Annotated in this window: 33 protein-coding genes; 19 read left to right on the forward strand and 14 right to left on the reverse strand. The window is 61.0% G+C overall.

What is annotated here, in order from left to right:
• Positions 1–17: 17 nt before the first annotated feature.
• From Q5Y75_RS13220 to Q5Y75_RS13255, 8 genes are all read right to left on the reverse strand, one after another.
• On the reverse strand, positions 18–638 hold the full coding sequence (locus tag Q5Y75_RS13220) for an FkbM family methyltransferase (protein ID WP_306198089.1): 621 nt from the start codon (positions 636–638) through the stop codon (positions 18–20).
• A 170-nt stretch (positions 639–808) separates the two neighbouring features.
• A complete protein-coding gene (locus Q5Y75_RS13225; protein WP_306198091.1) occupies positions 809–1732 on the reverse strand; it encodes a glycosyltransferase family 2 protein in 924 nt (307 codons plus the stop codon).
• Between the two features lie 153 nt (positions 1733–1885).
• Positions 1886–2446, reverse strand: a complete 561-nt coding sequence (locus Q5Y75_RS13230) for a F0F1 ATP synthase subunit B (RefSeq protein WP_306198094.1) — start codon at positions 2444–2446, stop codon at positions 1886–1888.
• A gap of 5 nt (positions 2447–2451) precedes the next feature.
• Complete coding sequence (locus Q5Y75_RS13235; RefSeq protein ID WP_306198097.1) at positions 2452–3009, reverse strand: F0F1 ATP synthase subunit B'; 558 nt, start codon at positions 3007–3009, stop codon at positions 2452–2454.
• Between the two features lie 91 nt (positions 3010–3100).
• On the reverse strand, positions 3101–3325 hold the full coding sequence (locus tag Q5Y75_RS13240) for a F0F1 ATP synthase subunit C (protein WP_249710612.1): 225 nt from the start codon (positions 3323–3325) through the stop codon (positions 3101–3103).
• 48 nt (positions 3326–3373) lie between these two features.
• Positions 3374–4081, reverse strand: a complete 708-nt coding sequence (locus Q5Y75_RS13245; protein WP_371933268.1) for a F0F1 ATP synthase subunit A — start codon at positions 4079–4081, stop codon at positions 3374–3376.
• A gap of 53 nt (positions 4082–4134) precedes the next feature.
• On the reverse strand, positions 4135–4464 hold the full coding sequence (locus Q5Y75_RS13250; RefSeq protein ID WP_306198102.1) for an AtpZ/AtpI family protein: 330 nt from the start codon (positions 4462–4464) through the stop codon (positions 4135–4137).
• A 201-nt stretch (positions 4465–4665) separates the two neighbouring features.
• On the reverse strand, positions 4666–5559 hold the full coding sequence (locus Q5Y75_RS13255) for a DMT family transporter (protein ID WP_306198104.1): 894 nt from the start codon (positions 5557–5559) through the stop codon (positions 4666–4668).
• Between the two features lie 79 nt (positions 5560–5638).
• Between Q5Y75_RS13255 and Q5Y75_RS13260 the strand changes: the two genes are divergently transcribed.
• Complete coding sequence (locus Q5Y75_RS13260) at positions 5639–5989, forward strand: ArsR/SmtB family transcription factor (RefSeq protein WP_306198106.1); 351 nt, start codon at positions 5639–5641, stop codon at positions 5987–5989.
• On the opposite strand, the gene Q5Y75_RS13265 is transcribed toward Q5Y75_RS13260, so the two are convergent.
• From Q5Y75_RS13265 to Q5Y75_RS13275, 3 genes are all read right to left on the reverse strand, one after another.
• Entirely contained in the window at positions 5986–6270 is a 285-nt protein-coding gene (locus tag Q5Y75_RS13265; protein WP_306198108.1) for a hypothetical protein, read from the reverse strand. The two genes, Q5Y75_RS13260 and Q5Y75_RS13265, sit on opposite strands and share 4 nt — an antisense overlap.
• Positions 6271–6331: 61 nt before the next feature.
• The gene (locus Q5Y75_RS13270; protein ID WP_306198750.1) at positions 6332–7246 is read right to left on the reverse strand and encodes a DMT family transporter; all 915 of its coding nucleotides are present in this window, start codon (positions 7244–7246) and stop codon (positions 6332–6334) included.
• A complete protein-coding gene (locus Q5Y75_RS13275) occupies positions 7243–8121 on the reverse strand; it encodes a LysR family transcriptional regulator (protein WP_306198752.1) in 879 nt (292 codons plus the stop codon). Before Q5Y75_RS13275 ends, Q5Y75_RS13270 begins: the two co-directional genes overlap by 4 nt.
• A gap of 114 nt (positions 8122–8235) precedes the next feature.
• On the opposite strand from Q5Y75_RS13275, the gene Q5Y75_RS13280 reads away from it, so the two are divergent.
• On the forward strand, positions 8236–8817 hold the full coding sequence (locus tag Q5Y75_RS13280) for an FMN-dependent NADH-azoreductase (protein ID WP_306198109.1): 582 nt from the start codon (positions 8236–8238) through the stop codon (positions 8815–8817).
• Positions 8818–8925: 108 nt separating this feature from the next.
• Positions 8926–9681 (forward strand): aspartate/glutamate racemase family protein, encoded by a 756-nt coding sequence (locus Q5Y75_RS13285; protein WP_306198111.1) that lies wholly within the window; start codon positions 8926–8928, stop codon positions 9679–9681.
• On the opposite strand, the gene Q5Y75_RS13290 is transcribed toward Q5Y75_RS13285, so the two are convergent.
• Positions 9678–10208 carry a prolyl-tRNA synthetase associated domain-containing protein gene (locus tag Q5Y75_RS13290; protein ID WP_306198114.1) on the reverse strand — a complete coding sequence of 177 codons (531 nt, stop codon included), beginning with the start codon at positions 10206–10208 and terminating at the stop codon, positions 9678–9680. The two genes, Q5Y75_RS13285 and Q5Y75_RS13290, sit on opposite strands and share 4 nt — an antisense overlap.
• Positions 10209–10474: 266 nt before the next feature.
• On the opposite strand from Q5Y75_RS13290, the gene ffh reads away from it, so the two are divergent.
• The 10 genes from ffh to rimM all read left to right on the forward strand — a co-directional run bounded on the left by ffh (position 10475) and on the right by rimM (position 16261).
• A complete protein-coding gene (gene ffh / locus Q5Y75_RS13295) occupies positions 10475–11983 on the forward strand; it encodes a signal recognition particle protein (protein ID WP_306198116.1) in 1509 nt (502 codons plus the stop codon).
• A gap of 1 nt (position 11984) precedes the next feature.
• Entirely contained in the window at positions 11985–12506 is a 522-nt protein-coding gene (locus Q5Y75_RS13300; RefSeq protein ID WP_306198117.1) for a GNAT family N-acetyltransferase, read from the forward strand.
• The gene (locus tag Q5Y75_RS13305) at positions 12503–13051 is read left to right on the forward strand and encodes a GNAT family N-acetyltransferase (RefSeq protein ID WP_306198119.1); all 549 of its coding nucleotides are present in this window, start codon (positions 12503–12505) and stop codon (positions 13049–13051) included. The genes Q5Y75_RS13300 and Q5Y75_RS13305 overlap by 4 nt, the downstream gene beginning before the upstream one ends.
• Complete coding sequence (locus tag Q5Y75_RS13310) at positions 13048–13590, forward strand: GNAT family N-acetyltransferase (protein WP_306198122.1); 543 nt, start codon at positions 13048–13050, stop codon at positions 13588–13590. The genes Q5Y75_RS13305 and Q5Y75_RS13310 overlap by 4 nt, the downstream gene beginning before the upstream one ends.
• The gene (locus Q5Y75_RS13315) at positions 13587–14165 is read left to right on the forward strand and encodes a GNAT family N-acetyltransferase (protein WP_306198124.1); all 579 of its coding nucleotides are present in this window, start codon (positions 13587–13589) and stop codon (positions 14163–14165) included. The genes Q5Y75_RS13310 and Q5Y75_RS13315 overlap by 4 nt, the downstream gene beginning before the upstream one ends.
• Positions 14166–14205: 40 nt before the next feature.
• Complete coding sequence (locus Q5Y75_RS13320) at positions 14206–14502, forward strand: chorismate mutase (RefSeq protein ID WP_306198126.1); 297 nt, start codon at positions 14206–14208, stop codon at positions 14500–14502.
• 82 nt (positions 14503–14584) lie between these two features.
• Positions 14585–14962 carry a 30S ribosomal protein S16 gene (rpsP, locus tag Q5Y75_RS13325; RefSeq protein WP_306198128.1) on the forward strand — a complete coding sequence of 126 codons (378 nt, stop codon included), beginning with the start codon at positions 14585–14587 and terminating at the stop codon, positions 14960–14962.
• 11 nt (positions 14963–14973) lie between these two features.
• Positions 14974–15609: a 5,6-dimethylbenzimidazole synthase gene (gene bluB, locus Q5Y75_RS13330; protein ID WP_306198131.1), complete on the forward strand. Its 636-nt coding sequence runs from the start codon at positions 14974–14976 to the stop codon at positions 15607–15609.
• A 6-nt stretch (positions 15610–15615) separates the two neighbouring features.
• Entirely contained in the window at positions 15616–15765 is a 150-nt protein-coding gene (locus tag Q5Y75_RS13335; protein WP_306198133.1) for a hypothetical protein, read from the forward strand.
• Positions 15758–16261 (forward strand): ribosome maturation factor RimM, encoded by a 504-nt coding sequence (rimM, locus tag Q5Y75_RS13340; protein WP_306198134.1) that lies wholly within the window; start codon positions 15758–15760, stop codon positions 16259–16261. Before Q5Y75_RS13335 ends, rimM begins: the two co-directional genes overlap by 8 nt.
• Here rimM and Q5Y75_RS13345 read toward each other — a convergent pair.
• Entirely contained in the window at positions 16253–17281 is a 1029-nt protein-coding gene (locus tag Q5Y75_RS13345) for an aminoglycoside phosphotransferase family protein (RefSeq protein ID WP_306198136.1), read from the reverse strand. The two genes, rimM and Q5Y75_RS13345, sit on opposite strands and share 9 nt — an antisense overlap.
• Positions 17282–17337: 56 nt before the next feature.
• On the opposite strand from Q5Y75_RS13345, the gene trmD reads away from it, so the two are divergent.
• The 6 genes from trmD (at position 17338) to Q5Y75_RS13375 (ending at position 21283) form a co-directional block, all read left to right on the forward strand.
• The gene (trmD, locus tag Q5Y75_RS13350; protein ID WP_306198138.1) at positions 17338–18132 is read left to right on the forward strand and encodes a tRNA (guanosine(37)-N1)-methyltransferase TrmD; all 795 of its coding nucleotides are present in this window, start codon (positions 17338–17340) and stop codon (positions 18130–18132) included.
• A 151-nt stretch (positions 18133–18283) separates the two neighbouring features.
• Positions 18284–18700 carry a hypothetical protein gene (locus tag Q5Y75_RS13355; RefSeq protein ID WP_306198140.1) on the forward strand — a complete coding sequence of 139 codons (417 nt, stop codon included), beginning with the start codon at positions 18284–18286 and terminating at the stop codon, positions 18698–18700.
• Between the two features lie 129 nt (positions 18701–18829).
• Positions 18830–19162: a YegP family protein gene (locus Q5Y75_RS13360; RefSeq protein WP_306198142.1), complete on the forward strand. Its 333-nt coding sequence runs from the start codon at positions 18830–18832 to the stop codon at positions 19160–19162.
• 273 nt (positions 19163–19435) lie between these two features.
• Positions 19436–19819, forward strand: coding sequence for a 50S ribosomal protein L19 (gene rplS / locus Q5Y75_RS13365; RefSeq protein WP_306198144.1), 384 nt, complete (start codon positions 19436–19438; stop codon positions 19817–19819).
• 11 nt (positions 19820–19830) lie between these two features.
• The gene (gene rpmE, locus Q5Y75_RS13370) at positions 19831–20052 is read left to right on the forward strand and encodes a 50S ribosomal protein L31 (protein WP_249710580.1); all 222 of its coding nucleotides are present in this window, start codon (positions 19831–19833) and stop codon (positions 20050–20052) included.
• A gap of 247 nt (positions 20053–20299) precedes the next feature.
• Positions 20300–21283, forward strand: coding sequence for a bestrophin family protein (locus tag Q5Y75_RS13375; RefSeq protein WP_306198148.1), 984 nt, complete (start codon positions 20300–20302; stop codon positions 21281–21283).
• Between the two features lie 24 nt (positions 21284–21307).
• On the opposite strand, the gene Q5Y75_RS13380 is transcribed toward Q5Y75_RS13375, so the two are convergent.
• Positions 21308–22747, reverse strand: coding sequence for an alanine/glycine:cation symporter family protein (locus Q5Y75_RS13380; protein WP_306198150.1), 1440 nt, complete (start codon positions 22745–22747; stop codon positions 21308–21310).
• Positions 22748–22994 lie beyond the last annotated feature (247 nt).

A 22994-nucleotide genomic window follows, 5' to 3' on the forward strand; every position in this document is an offset into this window, starting at 1 on the left:
CTGAGGCCAAGACGCGTTCATCGTTTCAGGTACAGATAATCCGTGCCGCCATTTCCATACACGCATTGATACCCGGCGGATCGCAACGCGGCATCTGCACGGTCAACCCGCTCGAACGCCTTGTCCCCCGGGCGGTTCAATTCATCAAATTCCACACAAATCTGGCGGGGGAAAACGCCTTGTTCGGCGAGCTGTTCCAAAACCTCCACCTCGGCACCTTCAATGTCGAGTTTCAACAAGGCGATGGGCTGCCCCTCCAGCCCGTGCCGATGGAGCAAAGTCTGCAACGTGATTGCCTCGACTTCAATTGCAGCGGTATCCTTGCGGTAGTTGTTCTGAAAATTCACAATCGAATGCGAAACATGCTCCGGATTCTCAGGCTGAAAGAACTTCAACGTTGTATTCTCGGTCCAAAGCGCGGTTGGCTCCAACACCAGATCAGACGCAGAAATGCCGTCCAGATCATAGGCTTCAACCGGTTGCGTTCCACCTTCGACAAACTCAATTTCGGCGGAACGCCCGAAGCGAGATTTCATCGCCTCATAATGTGACACTGCACGCGGCGTCGGATCCACAAGCAAAATCCTGGCACCATATTTCTTGGCAAGCGCTACATCGAATGATGCATCCTCGCCCAAGCCCGCGCTGATCACCACCGAGTTTTGTAGCGAGGAATCGTCCTGGAACGCCCAGCCGCCATAGGCGGTGCCCAGCGAAACGAGGTTCAGACCCGGCTCTGGCACTAGGTCCTGAAGCCTATGTCGTTTTCGATCTTTTTGTTTTCTCAAACGCTTACGAATAAATCCAATCATCTCAACACGCTATTTTTCCATTGCCGAAATCTGCGCCTTAGCTCGCGCAGCTTTCCGGGCTTGGTGCCGTAATGCGCCCGCAATCCCTGAAGCGCTTCGTAGTCTTCTCGGACATCGTCTGGGAAACACGTCTGGAAATCCAGGTTTAGCACCCTTGCTTTTGCCCCTTCCGAAACCCCACAATGCGTACCCGAGCCATCCAAGCCAATATTTTCGGCGTAGGACGCATAGGGCGAAAGGCATAGGCCGTTATTTCGAAAAATCGTCGCATACCAGAACACGGCCCAGGTTCGAATCTCGCCGCGCACATTCCCCTCTACCTGGCTCCAGAAATTCTCGGCACCGTCCAGGTTGAAGCGGTGAATGTCGCTGGACGAGAAATCGGTGACCAGTTTTTCGGGGTCGCATTCGAAATGCTGCCACCTGTCCGCCCAGCTTGCCCAGCCCCAGCAGCTCATGAACCGCCAGAACACCGCGCCGGGCCGGTCCCGGAGCGCAGGTAATTCCTCGTTATAGCCCGCGATGTGCCATACCCTTCTATCGTTTTTGTAGCGCTCCAACGCCGTGTTCATGTAGGTCAGAAAAGCGGGCGAGGTCACGATGTCATCTTCGACAACGATTGCCTTTCCCCTGGCCCGCATGGTCTCGGTCACACCGTCCTGAATCGAGGTCGCTAAGCCTGCATTCACTGCGCGCCTGTGTAGAGTGACGCCTGCGAAGCCCGTTTGCCTTGCGATGATCTCGGCAACTTCATCGACCAAAGGTGCCTCGTCCGGTGTCCGAGGGCCATCAATATACGCGATCAGCTCAGTGACCGGTGCCAAAGGGGAGGCCGCGAGAGCATCAAGCGTGCGTTTCGTATGTTGCGGGCGGTTGAATGCAAACAAACAAACAGGTGCTGGATCGGCAAATATGGGCATGCTCTTTTCCAAAAAACCACTCCATATCACCTGCTGCGTTGATCCTCAGATCAACGCGTGGTCGTGTACACGCGGTCGGTCGCCACCCTTATCATAAAAGCCCGCCCGTATGTCTACGGGCGGGCGATGTTCTGTGCGATTCCAAAAACCGCGTCAGTGCAGCTTTGCGCCCACATCCGAGATCGCGCTGTCGATCAGCTTGTTGGCCTCGGCAGCGGTCATCTGCTTGGCGATCACGTCGCTTGCAGCCGCAACCGCAACAGTGATGGCCTGATCCCGTACTTCCTTGACGGCAGAGGCTTCGGCTGATGCAATCTGGTCCTGCGCAGCCGCCAGACGGCGGGCGATGGATTGCTCCAGATCAGCCTTGGCCTGCTCGGCGGCCAGCGAGGCATCTTCCTTGGCGGCGGCCACGATGGCATCCGCCTGGCCCTGCACCTCTTTCTGCTTGCGCTCATAAGATGCCAGCAGCGTCTGGGCCTCTTCGCGCAAGGCGCGGGCCTCATCCAGTTCTGACTGGATACCTTCGGCGCGATTGTCCAGCGCACCCCCGATCATCGATGGCACCTTGAAATAGAACAGGATGCCCAGAAAGACCAGGAAAGCCAGCAGCACCACGAAGTCGGTGTTCTTCAGCGAAAAGAACGGGCCGCTTGCGGCGAAAGCGGGGCTTGCGAAACCTGTGGTCAGGACAAGAGCGATGAGTTTACGCATGTCGCTTATCCTTTCATCCGGGTCTGAACGGCACCGGCGACAGCCTTGGCATCCGCCTTGCCACCCAATGCGGTGACCAGCTCGCCCGCCGTATCGGTGGCGACGGCCTGAATGCTTTCCAGCGCACCGGCACGAATCTCGGCGATTGCCTTTTCCGACTCGGCGGCTTTGGCTGCGATCTCGGCATCGGCCTTGGCGATGGCCTCATCCAGCCCGACCTGAATCTCGGCCCGGGTTTCAGCGGCGATACGCTGTGCCTCGGCACGGGCATCAGCCAGCGCCTTGTTATAGGCCTCTTCCGCCTCGACGGCCTTGGCCTTGAGGTCTTCGGCGGCGGCCAGATCGTTGGTGATGGTCCCCTGACGCTCGGCCAGAATTGCCCCGATCCGGGGCAGCGCCACGCGCGACAGGACCAGATAGATCACGACAAGCGTGACCAGCAGCCAGAAAATCTGGTTGGGAAATGTTTCAAATGCCAGCTGCGGCATGCCCGGAGCGCTGTCAGCGGCGGCATGTGCCGCATCCGCTGCGCCGTGGCTTGCGTCTTGGGTCTGAGTTGCCATGTCGTACTCCGAGGAAACGTGAACTTACACCGGGCAGTGCTGCGGGGATCCGCGCCCTGCCCGGCCGTAAGGATATGTGTTTCGCGGGGTCTTAGACGGCGAACATCAGCAGCAGGGCGACCAGGAATGCAAAGATGCCCAGAGCTTCTGCAAACGCGATACCGATGAACAGGGTCGCGGTCTGGCTGGCGGCTGCCGAAGGGTTGCGCAGAGCGCCGGACAGGAAGCTGCCTGCCACGTTGCCCACACCGATAGCGGCTGCGCCGGAACCGATTGCTGCCAGGCCTGCGCCGATGTGCGAGAGTTCGCCTTCCATGAGAGTTCTCCTTACGATTTGGAAGTTTCGAATTTGAGGTATCGGACCTTAGTGCGACGGATGCAGCGCATCTTTCAGATACACGCAGGTCAGAATGGTAAAGACATAGGCCTGGATGAAGGACACGAGGACCTCCAGACCATACATGGCGGTGATCGCCAGTACCGAGACCGGCGAGATCACGGCAATTGCGGCAAAGCCCGCAAACACCTTGATCACGGCGTGGCCCGCCATCACGTTGCCGGCCAGACGAATGGAGTGGCTGACCGGGCGGACAAAGTAGGAAATCAGCTCGATGATCGCCAGGACCGGGCGCAGCGCCAGCGGCGCGCTGGAGACCCAGAACAGGCCCAGAAACGCGGTGCCGTTCTTGACGAAGCCCAGCACGGTCACGGTGATGAAAACCATCAGCGCCAGCACTGCCGTCACGGCGAAATGCGAGGTGGGCGTAAAGGCCGTCGGGATCATGCCGAGGAAGTTGGCGCAGACGATGAACATGAACAGCGTCATGATATAGGGGAAGAACTTGACCCCCTCCTTGCCGCAGATATCCTCGACCATCTTATAGATGAAGCCATAAGCAAGCTCGGCGATTGACTGACCGCGACCGGGAACGATGGCGCGCTTCGAGGTGCTCAGCACCAGAATTGCGATCACGGCGAGAATGGCGAAACCCAACCACAGCGTCATGTTGGTGGGCGTGTACCAGGCAACCGTGTCACCGCCAAAAAGCGGCTTTACGATGAACTGATCCATCGGGTGGAAAACCAGGCCACCCTCGTCTGCGCCGTGTGCGTCGCTTGCCACGTCTAGTCCCTCTCGTCTCTCTCGGCCTGTTCAGCCAGCTTCTTCTCCTGAACCTCATGCGCGCTGCGCATCATCGTCCTGATGCCGGCGGCGAGGCCCAACAATGTAAACAGCACCAGAAAGATCGGGATCGTCCCCAGCAGGTAATCCAACCCGTATCCGATGCCAAAGCCGATCACGATGCCGGCCGTCAATTCGATGACCATCCGCCAGGCCAACTCGCCCTGGGAAAAGTCCTTGTCCGACCGGGGCGCAGGCTCCTGCACCTTTTTCGCCGCTGATATCCGCGCCTCAAGCTGCGACAGTCGCTGCTTTTGGTCGTCCTCGGTCAACGGTTTTGCCCCTTGTCGTCTTGGCCATGGTGCTAAGGGGGGATGGGCAGAGAGTCAACGACCGATGTGACGCACTCAGATGCGCTATAACCCACTGTTTTAAAACACATATGAATGTCAGAAAATCTACAAACCACAAGCAGGGTCGGCCAGCGAACGGGGATTTGCCACCTTTGGCTATATTCAACCTTTTGGTTGATTTTACTCCCCGGGCGCTTTCATCAGCCATCGGATGAGGCGCCCGTCGATCAACACGAGACCCGCGAAAATTGCCACCATGCCCAGCAGATGCTCCGGCAACAACCGTTCGTCCAATACCCAAGTGCCCAGGATCAGTGCCGAGATAGGGGCGATGAACGTAACCGTAGAGATATTGGTCGGCCCGACCTTGGGCAGAACCCAGTAGAAGGCGATGAAGGCGGCAGCCGTCAGAACAATGCCGATAAAGGCCAACGAGGCCCATGTCTCGGCCCTGGTGATGACCGGAATACCCTCGGTCCACAGCGCGAGGGGCGCGATGGCAATTGTCGCCCCGGTCAGCGCCAGCGCCGTCAGCACAACCGGCTGCATGTCGCGAAACGCCCGCGCGATATTGACCGAGAAGGCATAGCAGAGCGGCGCGCAGGCGGTCAGCAGGATCGCCCAGAACTCGGATGAGGCGCCGCGGCCCAGCACCGGCAGCGACAGTACGACGATGCCCGCAAACCCGCAGATGACCCCGAGCGTCTTCATCAGCGTCGCCCGTTCGCTACCCGGCCAGAAATGCGACACGATCACCGTGAAAGCCGGGGTCGTGGCGTTGACGATCCCCGCCACGCCTGATGCGATATGCTGCTGGCCCAGCGCGTAGAACGCAAATGGCGCGGCATAGCTGAGCGCGCCAAAGCCCAGCAGTGCAAGGGCCCGCCGCCAACCAAGGCGCACCGGTTTGCGCGCGCCGAGCACATAGACCCAACACCCCAGCGCACCCAGCCCGACGCGGCCCATCGACACCGACAGAGGCCCCAACTCGCGCAGCAGAATGGCATTGAACATGAAGGACATGCCCCAGCCGATGCCCAGGACGAAGATCACGATCCAGTATTTCAGTGCCATCTTCGCCCCTCTTCCACCCGCTCACCTTGGAGGGTGCGCGCGATTTGTCAAACCGCTTTCGCCACATTAGGAAGGGCGCATGTCAGACCAGCTCGACACCGTCTTCTCGGCGCTTGCCGACCCGACCCGCCGCGCCATCCTCGCCATGCTGCTTGAGGATGACATGGCGGTGACGGACGTGGCCGAGCCGTTTGAGATGTCGCTGGCGGCGATTTCCAAACATCTGGGCATCCTGACCCGCGCCGGACTGGTCGCTCAGGAAAAGCGCGGGCGGGTCAAATGGTGCAAGCTGCAACCCGACGCGATGCGCGAAGCGTCGGTCTGGATGCAGGGCTTCGGCCAGTTCGAACCGGTGCATCTGGACGCGTTCGAGCGGTTTCTGGAGCGGGAACTGACCCAGCCGGACAGCGACGGGCCATCTGGCACCTAACCTTCCTGCGAGAACTCAACACCCAAGATCACACCGGTCGGATCAGCGGCGCAGGTCCAGGGGGCCACCGCCCCGGCCACCTCGACCGTGGTCAGCGTGCCACCCGGCACATCCGTGGTCGAGATCGCATGGACCGCGCCCGGCTGCAAATTGGCCTCCGCCGCAACCAGCGCCTCGCAGCTATCCTGCAGGATCGTATGATCATCGCCGCCGGATGCCCCATCGACACAGGCCGCCAGCGTCGCAAGCCCCAGCATCAGCCCTATTGCCTCAATCCGCATCACACTGCCCTCATTGTTTGCCTGCGGCCACATTTGCACGGCACGCCCCTGCGGCGAACCCCTATTCGGGCGATTGTTGGGCCCTCACCTGCACAGGCTCTTCATCCTTCAGCAGCAGGATCAGCGCGACAATGGTCAGCACAACGCCACCCAGCACCAGAAGCGGCGGCGCGCCGCGACCCTGGGCAAGCTCCCACAGCAGAACCCAACTGGGCGTCAGATAGGTATAAGCCATCACCTTGGCCGCTGGCAGGCGCAACGCGGCATATTGGGTCAGCACAAAGCTGGTACCGGTCGAAAACACTGCCAGATAAAGGATCGTCCACCACGCGAAGGGGCGCAGGGCCTTCCAGTCCATCGCCCGCAAATCCGACCATGCCACGAGAAGCAACAGGATCGTCGCGGCCACCAGCATGCCGAAGGTGAAAACCATGGCCGGTTCCCCTCGGTTCAGTTTCCGGATCATCGGAGTGTAGATAGCATGGGCGATACAGCCCCAGAAGTAGATCATCTCGCCACGACCGATATCGAAGCTCATCATCGCGCGCAGATCCGCGCGGAAGATCACCCAAAGCGCGCCCGCGCACCCGATGGCAAGCGCCAGCGCCATCCTTGGTGTCGCGACCTGACGGAGCAAAATCCACCCGACAAAGCCGGAGATCACCGGGGTCAGGGTAAAGACCGCCGCCGCGCTCACCGGTCTGGCGGTTTTGAGCCCTTCGAACATCAGCACGAAATAGACCGCCATCAACGCGCCGAGCATCACATAGCGCCAGGGTGCCTGCGCCGCCGCGCGCGTCAGCCCACCCATGCGCCAGACAAGCAGCCCGATCAGCACGGTTGCAATGGCGAAGCGGACGGCATTCAGGGCTGCTGGCTCGATCTCATTGGCGATCTGCGCACCCAGCGAGAAGCTTCCCGCAACCAGCGCCGAAAATGTCAGCATCGCCATATGGCCGCGCTGCGCCTGTGTCAGGGACACCAATCGGCGGCCTCTGACTTGAGGAAGGTCAGAAAGGCCTGAACCTTGGTCGTGCGGTGCAAATCCACATGAGTGACCAGCCACAGCTTGCCCGCCCAGTCCGGCAGCGGGTCCATCACCTCGACCAGTTCTGCGTGGCGCACCGCTTCCCAACGCGCCATGAAGCCGATACCCGCCCCGGCGATCACCGCCTCCTGCATGGTGAATCCATTGGTGCAGCGAAACGAAATCCGGTCCGCGGTGATTTGTTCGCGCAGCCAGCGCGAAAACGGCGCGCGGCTGTTTTCATCGTCGGTGGCGACAAAGAAATGCTCCGAAAACTCCGCGATGCTGCCGGGTTTTCCGTGGCGCGAGATATACTCCTTGCTGGCGTAAAGCCCGATATCCTGGCTGAGAAAGGGCTGCACCACGTTGTCCGGCTGATCCGGCGCGGCACCGGCGCGGATCGCCACATGCGCCTCGCCATATTCCAGCCGGAACAACCGGTCCCCGGTCAGATAGCGCACTATCAGGCCCAGATGCATCTGCTGGAACCGGGTCAGCGTTGGCACCAGCATCGGCGCCAGCGACGACAGCGAAGTCACCACCAACTCGCCCGAGACATCGTCGCCCTGCCCCTTCAAGCGCCCGACCAACTGGCTGAACTGATCGTCCGTGGCTTGCGCAACCCGCAGCAGGTCCTCACCGGATTCAGTGGGCGTGTAGCCGCGCGCATGGCGTTGAAACAACTTGACGCCCAGCCGCGCCTCGATTGCGTCGATATGGCGGATGACCGTCGCGTGATGGACACCCAGAACCTCAGCCGCACCGCTTACCGTTCCCATTCGAGCGACCTGATAGGCCGTCCTGACCTCATCCCAGTTTTCCATCTTCCGGCTCATGTGCAAATTCTAACAATACCTGTTGATTTTCCACGGTTGCGTTCGAATTTGCAATGCCCAATCTAGTCCCCACACCCAGTTCCCTTTCCAAAGGCCACAGACATGACCCAGACCATCCTGCATATCGATGCCTCCGCCCGCCTGCAAAACTCGACAACACGTGACCTGTCAGACCGGATCGTCCGCGCGCTTGGCGCAAACCGGATCATCCGACGCGATCTGGCGACACCTTTGCCGCTGATCACCGAAACCTGGGTCGAGGCGAATTTCACGCCCGCCGAGAACCGCGATGCCGTGCAGCGCGATGTGCTGTCGCTATCGGACGCACTGGTCGATGAACTGCAACGCGCCGATACCATCGTGATCGGGCTGCCAATCTACAATTTCTCGGTCCCTGCGGCCTTCAAGGCCTGGCTCGACCTGATCGCGCGCGCCGGCCTGACGTTCAAATACACAGAAAACGGCCCTGTTGGCCTGTTGCAAGGCAAGCGCGCCGTGTTGGCTGTTGCCTCGGGCGGCACGGCGGTGGGCTCGGAACTCGACTTTGCCACCGGTTATGCGCGCCATGTGCTGGGCTTTGTTGGCATCACCGAGGTGGACATCATCGCCGCCGACCAGATGGCCGTGAATGCCGATGCCGCGCTGGCCAATGCCTATCAGGCGATCGAGACCCTCGCTGCCTGACCCCCTCCCCGCCGCCACTCACGGCAGGACGGGGCGGGTTTTCGGCTGGAAATCCGCCCCGTCAGAGCACAGAGTCGCCCCGATGACCGCATCGGAGGAGGCAGGCTCATGAAAAAGATCGGGATCATTGGCGGCGTCGGGTGGGCCTCGACCGTGGATTACTACCGAGCGCTCTGCCAGGGCGCGGGCCGGTTCTTTGCCGCGCGCGGGGCGGGATCGCCCTTGCCGGTGCCGCCGATGTGCATCGAATCCGTCACCCAGGCCAAAACCCGCGCCCTGCGCGGTGTGCCCGGAGATGAGGCAAGCTGGGCCGGGTTTGACGCGGTGTTCCGCGAGGCGCTGCATAATCTGGAACGCGCAGGCTGCGATTTCGCCCTGATCGCCAGCAACACGCCGCATGCACGACTACACGCCATCCGCGAGGGTGTGACCCTCCCGATCCTCAGTATTTTCGACGCCGCCGCTCAGGCCTCCACGGCAATCGGGGCGCAATCGGCACTGGTGCTGGGCACCACTGTCACCATGCAGGCGCGCGATTATGCAGAGACGCTTTCGGGCCATGGCATCGCGGCCAATGACCCACTGTCCGAAACTGAAATTGCCGAGATGCAGGCAATGATCGATGAGGATTTCTATGGCGGCGCGTCAGGCGCAGCCCGACAGCGCCTTCTGGACTATTGCAACCGGCATGCGGCACCTGGCACCGCAATCCTGCTGGCCTGCACGGAATTGCCGCTGGCCTATCCCGATCATCTGGATGATGTGAGTTTTCAGGCCGACGGGCACCTCTTCGTGAACCCCTCCGCCGCCCATGTGGCTGCCGCGCTGGATCTGGCGTTGGAGGAGGAGCGGATCGCCGGTTAGGGCAGCCAATTGACCTCACAGCCCACGCGCTCAAAGAACGCCATCGCATCGGCGCGGGGCATGGTCACGGTCCGGTCATTCACCAGCGGGTGCATGTTGATCACATCCGCCTCTTGCGCCGACTGGTCCAGAAAGAACCGCACACCCTTGTCCACCCCGGTGATCATCGCGAGCGGGCTGACGGCGCCGGGACGGATGCCGAGATTCTCCATCAACCGCTCCGGCGAACCAAAGGACAGGTTGCCAAACCCCAGCTCCGCGCCCAGCGCCTTGAGGTCAATCTCCCGGTCCTGTTGCAGCGTCACCAGATAATTCCGTTTCTTGCGATCACGCAGATAGAGGTTCTTGATCCGCAACGCTTCCTCGCCCGGCACCAGCAGATCGTCTTCGACTGCTTTGGCATCCTCCACGGTGCGCAGCGGCACATGCTCATGCAAGCGATAGGTCAAGCCCCACGCATCCAGCTGCGCCAAAAGCGCATCGGATGAGATCGGCAAGCTGTCCTGAAAGGCGGATGAAGCGTCCATGAATCTGCTCCTTTGACGACGTGTCGCTCTTGAAACGAATTGGCGTCAGAGGCAAGAGCAGCTGAAACGACCCGCGTCTGAGTTGACAATCAAGGGCACCTCTAGTATCGCCCGCTCCAAACATCCGGAAGCGTGACACCTTCCGGTCCCTGACTCTCAGGGATCGCCCCCCACCAGCGAGTTTCGCCCGTGGGGGCAATTGTGTATTTAACCGGTGTTTCTTATCTGGGAAGCGCCACGTGACAACCGGCGAAGGAGGCCGAGGCATGTTTGAAAATCTATCCGAACGCCTCTCAGGCGTCTTTGATCGTCTGACCAAGCAGGGTGCCCTCTCCGAAGAGGATGTGAAGGCCGCCCTGCGCGAGGTGCGCGTTGCGCTGCTTGAGGCGGACGTTTCACTGCCCGTGGCACGCGAGTTCGTCAAGACGGTACAGGGCAAGGCCACCGGGCAGGCGGTGACGAAATCGGTCACGCCCGGGCAGCAGGTCGTCAAGATCGTGCATGACGCGCTGGTTGACGTGCTGCGCGGCGAAGAAGACCCCGGCACGCTCAAGATCGACAGCCCGCCCGCGCCGATTCTGATGGTCGGCCTGCAGGGTGGCGGTAAGACCACCACCACCGGCAAACTCGCCAAGCGGCTGACGGAAAAAGAGGGCAAGAAGGTCCTGATGGCCTCGCTCGACGTATATCGCCCGGCGGCGATGGATCAGCTCAAGGTGCTGGGCACCCAGATCGGCGTCGATACGCTGCCGATCGTGCCCGGTCAGAAACCGGTCGATATCGCCAAGCGTGCCAAGCAGCAGGCGGCACTGGGTGGCTATGACGTCTACATGCTGGACACTGCGGGCCGTTTGCAGATCGACGAAGTGCTGATGCAGGAGGTCGAGGATGTCCGCGACGTGGTCAGCCCACGCGAGACCCTGCTGGTGGTCGATGGCCTGACCGGTCAGGTCGCCGTTGAGGTGGCCGAGGAGTTCGACGCCAAGATCGGCATTTCGGGCGTGGTTCTGACCCGGATGGATGGCGACGGGCGCGGCGGGGCTGCGCTGTCGATGCGCGCTGTCACCGGCAAGCCTATCCGCTTTGTCGGTCTGGGCGAGAAGATGGACGCGCTGGAAACCTTCGAGCCGGACCGGATCGCGGGCCGTATCCTGGGCATGGGCGACATCGTGGCGCTGGTCGAGAAGGCGCAGGAAACGCTCGAGATCGAGCAGACCGAGCGCATTATGAAGCGCATGATGAAGGGTCAGTTCAACATGAACGACCTGAAGATGCAACTGGAACAGATGATCCAGATGGGCGGCATGCAGGGCGTCATGGGCATGATGCCGGGCATGAACAAGATGTCCAAGCAGATGGACGAGGCGGGCCTTGATGACAAGGTTCTGCGACGCCAGATCGCCCTGATCCAGTCGATGACCAAGCGCGAACGTGCCAACCCCCAGCTCTTGCAGGCCAGCCGCAAGAAGCGCATCGCTGCGGGCTCGGGTCTGGAGGTCAGCGACCTCAACAAGCTGCTCAAGATGCACCGGCAGATGTCGGACATGATGAAGAAGATGGGCAAGATGGGCAAAGGCAAGATGCTGAAACAGGCCATGAAAGGCATGTTCGGCAAGGGTGGCCCCAGCCCCGAGGATATGGCTCAGGGCATGGACCCCAAGGCGCTGGAACAAGCGGCCAAAGCGATGGGAGGCAAGATGCCCGGCGGGTTGCCCGGTCTGGGCGGCGGCATGGGCCTGCCCCCCGGCCTGAGCGGATTCGGCAAGAAGAAGTGACGTGACCGCCGCTCCGATCATATCCACCTCGCGCCTGACACTGCGCGCACCCACGCCCGATGATCTCGGCGCGTATCTGGCGTTTTATTCCGCTCCGAACGAGCTGTCGGGCGGCTATCGCGGCAGGCGCGACAAGGATGAGGTCACTACGATCCTGAAGCGCAATATTGAGCATTGGGAAACCAAGGGCTTCGGGATTTGGCTGCTGCGCCGGGTCGGTGAGCAAGAGGTCTTAGGCGCATGTGGCCTGGTGCATCCCGATGACTGGCCACGTCATGAACTGACTTGGTGGCTGATGCCCGAGGCACGCGGCAAGGGATATGCCACAGAAGCCAGCCGGGCCGTGATCGCCTGGGCCTATGACGAACAGGGCTGGCCTGCGGTCGAGACCCATATGCGCGACGAGAACCTGCCTGCGCGCCGTCTGGCGGCACGGCTCGGCGGACGCAAGATTGCCCGCGACACGTTCCCGGATGGGGTTACGCGCGACGTGTTCGAACTACCACACGCGGGTGCCGCATGACCACGCTCACCATCCCCACGCTTGAGACCGAGCGTCTCACCCTTCGGGCACCGCGCATGTCGGATTTCGAGGCATATGCTGAATTCTGCGGTTCGGACCGATCGGCTGGCGTTGGCGGCCCCTTCACGCGGGTACAGGCGTTGGATCGGATGTCGGCCTTGATTGGGCAATGGCATTTGCGGGGTTATGGGCGCTGGATGATCGCGGATAACGCAAATGATGAACCCCTCGGGGTCGTGGGACTGTTTTATCGTGAAGACTGGCCGGAACCTGAGATTGCTTGGTCGGTCTTTGCCAGAGCCGAGGGCCTCGGCATCGCAACCGAAGCTGCGCTGGCCAGCCGGACATATGCCTATGATGTTCTGGGATGGGAAACTGTCATCAGTTGCATGATGTCAGATAATGCCCGTTCGATCGCCGTGGCGAAACGGATGGGCGCGTGTCCGGAAGCGCCAATCCAGCATCCCGTATTCGGCGAAATGCAGGTCTGGCGCCACCTCTCGCCCGATCAGATCGAAAACGGCGGGATGGAGGCTTACGCATGAGCCTGATGCGTTCCGATATCGCCTCGCTGGAGACCGAGCGTCTGGTGCTGCGGCGTCCTGCAGCGCGTGACGTTCCCGCGCTGACAGCCTTCTATCGCTCCGAGCGGTCGCAATATTCAGGCGGGCATGTGCCGCATGCACGCGCATGGATAAATGCGGTGGCCATGCTCGGACACTGGGAGGCACGCGGCTACGGGCTTTGGACCGTCACCAAAAAGGGCGACGATACAGCGTTGGGGCTTGTTGGCCCCTACTTCCCCAATGGCCGCCCCGAGACCGAACTTGGCTGGGTGCTCTTTGAACAGGCCGAGGGCAAAGGCATCGCCTTTGAAGCGGCCCGCGCAGCGCGTGATCATGCCCGCAACCATTTGGGCTGGACCCAGATCGTCAGCTATATCGATGACCGCAACACGCGTTCGATCGCGCTGGCCGAACGTTTGGGCGCGACACTTGATCGGGACGCCCCGCAACCCAAGCCCGACGATCCTTGTCTGGTGTTCCGTCATCCCGCCGTTGATGCGAGCGGAGGCACGGCATGAGCCTGATGATGTGCGAACTGCCCACCAAAGGTCCTGGTGCAATGCAGGCACGGCAGTTGGCCGACCGGATCCCGGAATTGGAGACCCGCCGTCTGGTGCTGCGCGCGCCGCATATCAAGGACTTCCGCGCCTATGCCGATATCGCGCTCAGCCCGCGTGGGGCGCATCTGGGCTGCGCGACCCGGGCCGAGGCCTGGTATGACTTCTCCAACATGGTCGCGGGCTGGTTGCTGCGCGGCCACGGGCTGTGGACCGTCACCGCGCGCCAAGACGGCACAGTGCTGGGCTTTGTTCTGCTCGGGTTCGAACCGGGCGACGAAGAGCCGGAGCTGGGCTTTATGCTGACAGAAGACGCCGAAGGTCACGGATACGCCGCCGAGGCCGCGGAAGCCGCCCGCGCCTATGGGTTCGCGCATATTGGCCTGCCCTCGCTGGTCAGCTATATTGATGCAGCCAATGACAAATCCATCGCGCTGGCCGAACGCATCGGCGCCTTTGCCGATGGCGAACTGGCCTATGCAGGCGACCCCGCCCCGTCGATCATCTACCGCCATCCCAAACCGGAGGCGGCCTAATGCACCCTCAAACAGCCCGACACTGCGAAAGGATCCTCCCGTGACTGATCCCGTCAGCCGCGCCGCGGAACTGCTCAAGGAACACCGCGAAAGCATCGACCGCCTCGATGCGATCCTCGTCTATACGCTGGGCGAGCGGTTCAAACACACACAGGCCGTGGGCCGCCTCAAGGCGCAGCACGACCTGCCGCCGTCTGATCCCTCGCGCGAAGCGACTCAGATCGAACGGCTCGAACAATTGGCCGAAGAAGCTGATCTTGATCCCGACTTTGCCCGGGCCTTTCTGAATTTCATCATTCAGGAAGTCATCCGGCATCACAAGAAACAACAGGAATAACACCGAATTGGGCGGGGTTTGCCCGCCAAATACCCTCAAATGCACACCTTTGGTGTGACAGCCATTCAAAGGAGATAACACAATGGCAATGAAGATCCGTCTGGCCCGTGGTGGCTCGAAAAAACGCCCCTTCTACCGCATCGTGGCTGCCGACAGCCGCATGCCGCGCGATGGCCGTTTCATCGAGAAACTGGGCACCTACAACCCGCTGCTGCCCAAAGACAGCGAAGAGCGCGTGAAGATGAACATGGAGCGCATCCAGTACTGGCTGGATCAGGGCGCCCAGCCCACCGACCGGATCGCGCGCATGCTGGAAGCTGCCGGCACCCGCGACAAGGCCGAGCGCAACAACCCCAAGAAAGGCGCACCCGGCAAGAAAGCTCAGGAGCGCGCGGAAGAAAAAGCCGCCAAAGCTGCCGAAGCCGCAGCACCGGCAGAAGAAGCCGCTGCTGAAGAATAAGGGAGGAGCGCGTGCGGGATCTGAGTTTCAGCGAGGATTTCCGCGCGCAGCTTGACCTGTTGATGCGGCTCCGGCGCGATGTGCGCCGGTTCCGCACCGACCCGGTGGATGAGGCAGTGCTGATGCGCTGCCTTTCTGCATTTTCGACGGCTCCTTCGGTGGGCCTGTCGGAACCCTGGCGCATCCTGCGTGTCGAAAGCGCGCAGGCCCGTGACGCCGCGCTGGACAATTTCCGCGCCGCCAACAGCGCCGCTCTGGCGGGGTATTCCGGCCACGACGCCAAACTCTACAGCAAGCTGAAACTGTCCGGCATGCAGGACGCGCCGGTGCAATTGGCGGTGTTCTGCGATGACAGCACCGACAAGGGGCGCGGGCTGGGCGCAGGCACCATGCCCGAAATGCGACGTTATTCGGTGGCCTGCGCGATCACGCTTTTCTGGCTCTCCCTGCGGGCCGAGGGATTGGGGCTGGGCTGGGTTTCGATCCTCGACCCCGCCCAACTCTGTCGCGACCTGAACGCACCCGAAGGCTGGAGCCTGATCGGCTATTTTTGCATCGGCTGGCCCGAAGAGGTATCTGACAGCCCGGAACTGGAGCGCGCCGGCTGGGAAACCCGCACCACCGCGCCCCTGCTCGAAACGCGCTGAGGTCCCATGTTCGGCTTGATCCGCCTGCCGCTGCTTTTGATGGTCGCTTTCGTGGCCGGTGTTCTTTATGAGCGCAACAACCAGCACACAGCCTGTGAGGAACGCGGCGACTGGCGTGATGGTCTGTGTCTTGGAACGGGGCTGGCAAATGAGTGAGTTGATCTGCGTAGGGGCCATATCCGGCTCGTTCGGGGTGCGCGGCGAGGTCCGCCTCAAGAGCTTTTGCGCCATCCCCGAAGATATTGAGCAGTATTCGCCGCTGACCGACGAGGCGGGCGACAAGAGCTATTCGCTGACCCTGACCCGCGCCATCAAGAACGGCTTTGCCGCGCGGCTGGGCGGGATCGAGACCAAGGAACAGGCTGATGCCGCACGCGGCTTGCGCCTGTTTGCGCGGCGCGACCAATTGCCGTCGCTGCCCGATGACGAGTTCTACCACGCCGATCTGATAGGGCTTGAGGTCTATGACACTGGCGGCACGTTGCTGGGCAAGGTCAAATCGGTGCTGAACCACGGCGCGTCGGATTTGCTGGAAATCCACGGGTCCGGCCTGAAAGCCACCGTCTTGCTGCCTTTCACGCTTTCTGTCGTGCCCACCGTCGATCTGGCGCAGGGCCGTATCGTGGCGGACCCGCCAGACGGGTTATTCTGAACCCTCAGCCGACAGCAGCGCATCCAGTCGCGCGGTCAGTCGGATCAGTTGCTGACGCTGATCGGGGCGCAGTTTACCGCCGGTTCGGGCCAGTTTGCTCCATTCCGTGTACATCTGGTGAGCAAAGAGAAAGACAAAAACCGGGTCCTCATGGGCGCGATGCCCATAGCCTTCTTCCAACGCCTGCAGATCGGCCAGAGGCAGCCCGGCAAACCCCAGCGCTTCGCGATCCTGCGGATCGAACGACTCTCCGGCGTTCAGCCAGAACCGGGCCAGGTCGCCATAGCCATACCCCTGCTTGCGGCTGCGGAAATCAATCGCGGTCAGCCGGTCATCGGCAACGATCAGGTTGAGCAGATGGAAATCGCCATGGATGCGACATAGCTGCGCCGGGGCACTGCGGCAGCGACGCCCGGCGCGGTGCAGATAGGCGCAAAGGCCCAGAAACCGCTTGGGTTTGGGCATTGCCAATACACCTTGCCGAACTTTTGCCGCGCGTTCCGACACACCACCCAGAAAGCGACCGGGCCGGAAGCCGCCAATCTGATCCATCCCGCCCCGATGCAGGGCTGCGGCATAGCGTCCGCACCGGCGCAGGATCGCGGCGCGATCACCAAGACCGAACCGCGCCCAGGACAGCGCCTTGCGACCACTATCGCCCGGCACGAAAGACTGGATCGACACGCCGCGCGCCGGATCGCGCCACATTATCTTGGGTACGGCGAGGTCCGGAAACGGCGCGAGTATGGTGCGGGCCCGATCCAGCGCCTCCAGATCGCGGGCCAGACGATCAGGGCGAAACCGGCCAAATTCACCCTTCAAAACAACTGCTTTTGCATCCGGTCCGGTAATTTTGACAACCGCCACCGACCGGCTGGAATCCAGCTTGAGCGACCGCATCGAGACCGGCCGCACCGGCCAGCCTATTTCTGCCGCAACATCGCGCCACAACGCGACCGTCTCATCCTCCAACAGGGAAGGGCCGGCCGCAACGGGCCGGTTGATTTCAATCTGTGTCACTGCCGCCTCAATATGCTTATGGTTGCTTAGGCTTGGGTTTGTTTTACAAGCACCCCATGACAGCGCCAAGCAAATCTCATGGTCGCAAGGCGATTCGCCCGACACTGCGGCCTCAGGAACTCATGTCCGCCACGCCAGACCTGCATGGCGTGTGGAAAGCCAAGATCATCACGCTCTTTCCCAGCGCCTTTCCCGGCGTGCTGGGCGAAAGCCTGACCGGCAAAGCCCTGCAGGAGGGGCTGTGGCAGTTGGAAACCGTTGATCTTCGGCAGTTCGGCGTCGGCAAGCATCGCAACGTGGATGACACCCCAGCCGGTGGCGGCGCGGGTATGGTGCTGCGCCCGGACGTGCTGGGCGACGCGATTGAACACACAATGGCGGGGGTTCAGGGCAACTGGCCGATGATCTATCTCAGCCCGCGCGGACGGCCCATGGACCAGCGGATGATGCAGTCGCTGGCACGCGCTGACGGCGTTACCCTGCTTTGCGGTCGGTTCGAGGGCGTCGATGAACGGGTGCTGGAGCATTACGGCATTCAGGAGGTGTCGCTGGGCGATTTCGTGATGACCGGCGGCGAGATCGCGGCGCAGGCGCTGATCGACGCCACGGTCCGCCTGATCCCGGGTGTGTTGGGCAACCAGGCCTCGACCGAGGAGGAGAGCTTTTCCTCGGGCCTGCTGGAGCACCCTCAATATACGCGCCCCGCCGAATGGAAGGGCCGCACGATCCCCGATGTGCTGATGTCCGGTCACCACGGCAAGGTGGCAGAGTGGCGGCGGGACATGAGCAAGGAAATCACCCGCACCCGCCGCCCAGACCTGTGGCGCAAACTACCGGATAGTGAGGGCTGACGCGGGCCCAAGGCCTCTTTTTTGCGTCTCGATACCTGCCATCCAAGAAAATTCACATGATTAGGCCTCGTGCCATCTTTTTGAACGATTCTACCCGTTAAAGGAGAGTCGTCTGCTGCATTTACTGAAATAACTATCTGGGGACTCTTCCATGAAACGGATTGCTTTGGCTGCGGTCACGCTGCTGTCGGCCTGTGGCCAATTGCCGGGACCTTCTGTGCCTTACCAGCCGGGTCAAAACCTCGACAGCGCGCGCGCCGCATTCCAGGCTTGCGCACCAACCGCGCCACAATCGGGGCGCAACGCCGTTGTGGGTGGATATGCCGGAGGGTTCGTTCTGGGCGGGCTCGTTGGTGTCGTCATCGTTGCCGCCAATGAGCAGGATATCCGGACCAATGGCGAATATAACGGCATCGACCGGTGCCTGTCGCGGCGCGGCTTCGAGCGGCGCGAGCTTACGGCAGCCGAGCTGCAGCAGCTCAACACCAGCAGCCCCGAGCAACGGTGGGTTCTGCTGGATCAGCTGGTCGGCGGCGGGTTGCAGCAGACGGAGGCAAATTCGTTCTGATTACAGCGCCAGGGATAGGGCCGGACGCGCCAACCGCGCGCGACTGGCCATGCCAAAATCGCCTGTTGCCGCAGAACGCCACGGCTGTGTAAGCTCAGCCCACAGAAATAACCGAGGGACAGGGAAGCCGTGGCTGCAAAATTCGAACTCTACACTGACAAATCCGGTGAATTCCGTTTTCGACTGAAGGCGGGCAATGGCGAAAACATTCTGGCCAGCGAGGGCTATAAGCAAAAGGCCAGCGCTGAAAACGGCATCAAATCGGTCAAAGAAAACGCCGGTGACGATGGGCGCTATGAGCGCAAGGAAACCGCCGCCGGCAAGCATATGTTCAATCTCAAGGCCAGCAACGGTCAGGTGATCGGCACCTCGCAAAGCTATGCCAGCGCCTCGGGGCGCGACAATGGCATCGAGTCGGTCAAAAAGAACGCGCCTGAGGCCGATACCGACGACCAGACCTGAATCGTCAATCATGCGGGCCCTGCCATGGTCGGGGCCTCTTGATCTGTGGCGCATCTGCTCTTATACACCGCTGGCCGGGGCTCAGAGACGAGTCGCCCGGCTTGGGTTTATTGGTTTGCCTGTTTCTTCGACAGGTCGATGGCCACAGATCCGAAAACCGAAGAAATGACGACCTGATCTCTGGCGGGCGCTACGGCGGACTCGGTGAAGACCAAGAGCTCTGAGGCGACACCACCTTCGTGGATCAACCACGAGCAGATAGGAGTAGATCAGATGGACCTGATCGCACAGCTTGAAGCGGAGCAGATCTCCGCTCTTGGGAAGGACATTCCCGATTTCAAACCCGGCGACACCATTCGCGTCGGCTACAAGGTGACCGAAGGCACACGCTCGCGCGTGCAGAACTACGAAGGCGTCTGCATCAGCCGCAAGAACGGCAATGGCATTGCCGGGTCGTTCACCGTTCGCAAGATTTCCTTTGGCGAAGGCGTGGAACGTGTGTTCCCGCTGTTCTCGACCAATATCGACAGCATCACTGTTGTTCGCCGTGGCCGCGTCCGTCGCGCCAAACTGTACTATCTGCGCTCGCGCCGCGGTAAATCCGCCCGTATCGCAGAAGACACCCACTACAAGCCCAAGGCTGGCGCCCAGGCGTAAGGAGCGGACCCATGAAAAAAGACACTCATCCCGACTATCACGTGATCGACGTCAAAATGACCGACGGCACGGTTGTGCAGATGCGCTCGACCTGGGGCAAAGAAGGCGACCAGATGGCGCTGGATATCGACCCCTCGGTGCACCCGGCCTGGACCGGCGGCAACACCCGCCTGATGGATGCCGGCGGCCGCGTATCGAAGTTCAAGAAGAAATACGAAGGCCTGGGCTTCTAAACGCTCACCGCCTCGCAGATTCAAGGCCGTCCTTCGGGGCGGCCTTTTTCATTTCGTGTCGTTGACTGCCTTGTGGAGTTGAGCCGTGACATTGACACAGAGCTCTACTAGTTTTCGCAGCAGTGGACCAAAAAAGCGAGCTGGCAAGAGTGCGGAGAAATAGCAATCTGAGCGGGAGTACTCTGGCACGTCTCGGGCGGGGCACTTCCCAGTCATGATACTGCATAACGGCATCAGCGTCAGACGCATGCTGAAAGACTCTCGCGGGTTCATTTTCGTAGTGCTCGCTTGGACCGCAATTGTGGTGATGGTCGATGACTTTGTTACGGTCGATCTCAGCCCGCCTGTCACCGTGCTTGGCTTGACGGTGGCCTTCTTCCTCGGGTTCAAAAACACGTCCGCCTTCGCCCGGTGGTGGGAAGCCCGAAATATTTGGGGTGAGGTTGTCAACGCAAGTCGAGATTGGGGTAATGTGATCTCAAATCTGGTCGGCAAAGATGGCACGCCGGTCGACGAGGAAATCCGGCGCGCACTGATCGAACGACATATCGCCTGGCTGAATATGCTGGCCTACCAGCTCCGTACCTCCTCTCGCGTTAGTCGTGGCCGAAAACCCTGGATGTTTGGCCACGAGTGGCAGAGCAATCGCCTCGAATTACATCAAACGACCGAAAGCTGGCGCGCAAAGCAGCTGGGCGAAGACCTGCCGCTTTTGGTAGACAAAGACAACAAGGCGGTTTTCCTGCTCAAGCGGCAAGGCGAGATGGTTTCATCGCTTGCCCAGACCGGAAAAATTGAACCCTATTGGCAAGTGGCGTTGATGGAACGTTTGGCGCGCCTTGCAGATGCCCAAGGTCGATGTGAGCGCATCAAGAACACACCTTTCCCGCGCCAAATCGCCGAGGTTGGGCGTATTTTCAGCTGGATTTTCATTTTTTTGCTCCCGTTTGCCTTTCATGATCAACGAGACATAGGGTGGGAGTTCAACGTCACGTTCCTGCTTTCGGCATTCCACGATTGGTTGAGCCTTGCACCTATCGGCGGGCTGGTCTGCTGGGTGTTTTACGTGACAGAGCAGGTCAGCGCCTCGATGGAAGACCCGTTTGACGGCGGCGTGACCGATGTGCCGATTTCAACGCTCTGCCGGAACATTGAGATCGACCTGCGCCAGATGACCGGCTGGGGTATGGTGCCCAGCCCGACCCAGCCGATTGAAAGGGCGCTTTACTAACCTTCCCGTCCCCTTGGCCAAGGATCAGCCGCCATCCGCATCGCGCACGCCTGACCATGCAGCGCGGTCGATATCGAGATCGGGAAATGCCTCGGGATCGAAAACCGGTCGCTCTACCCCGGAATTCAACTGCTTGCGGAAATCCCCGAGCAGTCGCAGTGCAATGGGCATCAGCATCATCAACGCCACCAGATTGACCACCGCCAGCAGCCCCATCAGCGGATCCGAGAAGAAGAAGACCGCCGTGGCGCCGGGTGCAATCGCCCCCAGCAGCACCACGAGGATCACTCCGACCCGCAGGATGGGAAGTGAGTTGCGCGCCTTGGTGATGAAGCTCAGCGCGTTTTCACCCAGATAGTAGTTGTAGATGATCGAACTGAAGGCAAAGAGCAGCAGCATGAAGGACAGCAGATATTGCGACCATGCGCCCAGATGCGACGCCAGCGATTGCTGGGTCAGGGCAATGCCGTCCACCCCTTCCGCACCCGGCACATAGATATCGCCCAACAGCACCACAAAAGCGGTGCAGCTGCATATGAAGATCGTATCGATGAACACCGAGAAGGACTGGGTGATGCCCTGGCTGATCGGGTGACGCACATCCGCTGTCGCCGCCACGTTTGGGGCCGAACCCAGCCCCGCCTCGTTGGAAAACAGCCCGCGCTGCAAGCCTTGCGCAAGTGCCGCGCCCATGCCGCCGCTGACCGCTTCTTCGATACCGAAGGCATTTGCCACGATCGAGACGATCACGCCCGGAACCTCACCGATATTGAGCAGGATCACCACCAGTGCCATCGCGATATAGGCCACGGCCATGATCGGAACCACCACATCGGCAACCTTGGTGATCCTGTGAATGCCACCAAATACGATAAAGCCCGAAATCCCCGCCAGCAGCAGCCCGGTCCAAACCCGGTCGATCCCCATGCTGTCCTGCACCGCGCCGGCCACGGTATTGCCCTGAAACGCGTTGAAGCCAAATGCAAAAGACGCGATCAGGCAGACCGCATAGACCAGCGCCAGCCAGCGATACTCGCGGCCCAACCCATGGATGATGGTGCGCGCCGGGCCGCCCCGGAACATCCCGTCGGGTTGCCTTTGTTTGTAAAGCTGCGCCAGCGAGCATTCCACCAGACTGGTCGCCATGCCCAGCAGCGCAATCGCCCACATCCAGAACACCGCGCCCGGCCCGCCAAGGCTGATCGCCACGGCGACGCCCGCGATATTGCCGCCACCGACGCGCCCCCCAACCGACAACAGCAGCGCCTCGCGCGCCGAGATCGCATTGGGGTCGCCGGGTTTATTCTTGCCTGACAGCACGCGGAACATGCGAGTGAAGTATTCGAGCTGCACAAAGCGGGTCATCAGGGTGATGAACACACCAAACACCACGAGCATCGGGATCAGGGCAAATCCCCAGGTCAGATCACCGATCAGTCCGAAGATATTATGAAAAATCGACACGAGGCGTCTCCTCTTAGGCAGAACGCACGCATTGCGCGCTGAAGGAGCGAGGAGGGGCACGGATCATTGCCGTCCCAACTCACCCGGCACTGAAATACAATTTCTTGTAAGCCCATGAGGTTACCAGTTTCGCATGAATTATAAAACTTTTGTATCGCTCTGGCTGTGGGGTGAATGGCGGGTGCAGTTTGCCCTTCGACAAGCCGGATGCCTTGATTGTTCGCCAAGCAACATTGCCGATACAAAC

Source organism: Ruegeria discodermiae (assembly GCF_030758345.1).
In the GTDB taxonomy this organism is placed as follows: domain Bacteria; phylum Pseudomonadota; class Alphaproteobacteria; order Rhodobacterales; family Rhodobacteraceae; genus Ruegeria_C.

Coding starts and splice junctions, on each gene's coding strand:
- Q5Y75_RS13225 (WP_306198091.1), bottom strand. CDS start 1,732: ATGCCCATATTTGCCGATCCAGCACCTGTTTGTTTGTTTGCATTCAAC.
- Q5Y75_RS13230 (WP_306198094.1), bottom strand. CDS start 2,446: ATGCGTAAACTCATCGCTCTTGTCCTGACCACAGGTTTCGCAAGCCCC.
- Q5Y75_RS13235 (WP_306198097.1), bottom strand. CDS start 3,009: ATGGCAACTCAGACCCAAGACGCAAGCCACGGCGCAGCGGATGCGGCA.
- Q5Y75_RS13240 (WP_249710612.1), bottom strand. CDS start 3,325: ATGGAAGGCGAACTCTCGCACATCGGCGCAGGCCTGGCAGCAATCGGT.
- Q5Y75_RS13245 (WP_371933268.1), bottom strand. CDS start 4,081: ATGGATCAGTTCATCGTAAAGCCGCTTTTTGGCGGTGACACGGTTGCC.
- Q5Y75_RS13255 (WP_306198104.1), bottom strand. CDS start 5,559: ATGGCACTGAAATACTGGATCGTGATCTTCGTCCTGGGCATCGGCTGG.
- Q5Y75_RS13260 (WP_306198106.1), top strand. CDS start 5,639: ATGTCAGACCAGCTCGACACCGTCTTCTCGGCGCTTGCCGACCCGACC.
- Q5Y75_RS13265 (WP_306198108.1), bottom strand. CDS start 6,270: ATGCGGATTGAGGCAATAGGGCTGATGCTGGGGCTTGCGACGCTGGCG.
- Q5Y75_RS13275 (WP_306198752.1), bottom strand. CDS start 8,121: ATGGAAAACTGGGATGAGGTCAGGACGGCCTATCAGGTCGCTCGAATG.
- Q5Y75_RS13280 (WP_306198109.1), top strand. CDS start 8,236: ATGACCCAGACCATCCTGCATATCGATGCCTCCGCCCGCCTGCAAAAC.
- Q5Y75_RS13285 (WP_306198111.1), top strand. CDS start 8,926: ATGAAAAAGATCGGGATCATTGGCGGCGTCGGGTGGGCCTCGACCGTG.
- Q5Y75_RS13290 (WP_306198114.1), bottom strand. CDS start 10,208: ATGGACGCTTCATCCGCCTTTCAGGACAGCTTGCCGATCTCATCCGAT.
- ffh (WP_306198116.1), top strand. CDS start 10,475: ATGTTTGAAAATCTATCCGAACGCCTCTCAGGCGTCTTTGATCGTCTG.
- Q5Y75_RS13305 (WP_306198119.1), top strand. CDS start 12,503: ATGACCACGCTCACCATCCCCACGCTTGAGACCGAGCGTCTCACCCTT.
- Q5Y75_RS13310 (WP_306198122.1), top strand. CDS start 13,048: ATGAGCCTGATGCGTTCCGATATCGCCTCGCTGGAGACCGAGCGTCTG.
- Q5Y75_RS13315 (WP_306198124.1), top strand. CDS start 13,587: ATGAGCCTGATGATGTGCGAACTGCCCACCAAAGGTCCTGGTGCAATG.
- rpsP (WP_306198128.1), top strand. CDS start 14,585: ATGGCAATGAAGATCCGTCTGGCCCGTGGTGGCTCGAAAAAACGCCCC.
- Q5Y75_RS13335 (WP_306198133.1), top strand. CDS start 15,616: ATGTTCGGCTTGATCCGCCTGCCGCTGCTTTTGATGGTCGCTTTCGTG.
- rimM (WP_306198134.1), top strand. CDS start 15,758: ATGAGTGAGTTGATCTGCGTAGGGGCCATATCCGGCTCGTTCGGGGTG.
- trmD (WP_306198138.1), top strand. CDS start 17,338: ATGACAGCGCCAAGCAAATCTCATGGTCGCAAGGCGATTCGCCCGACA.
- Q5Y75_RS13355 (WP_306198140.1), top strand. CDS start 18,284: ATGAAACGGATTGCTTTGGCTGCGGTCACGCTGCTGTCGGCCTGTGGC.
- rplS (WP_306198144.1), top strand. CDS start 19,436: ATGGACCTGATCGCACAGCTTGAAGCGGAGCAGATCTCCGCTCTTGGG.
- rpmE (WP_249710580.1), top strand. CDS start 19,831: ATGAAAAAAGACACTCATCCCGACTATCACGTGATCGACGTCAAAATG.
- Q5Y75_RS13375 (WP_306198148.1), top strand. CDS start 20,300: ATGCTGAAAGACTCTCGCGGGTTCATTTTCGTAGTGCTCGCTTGGACC.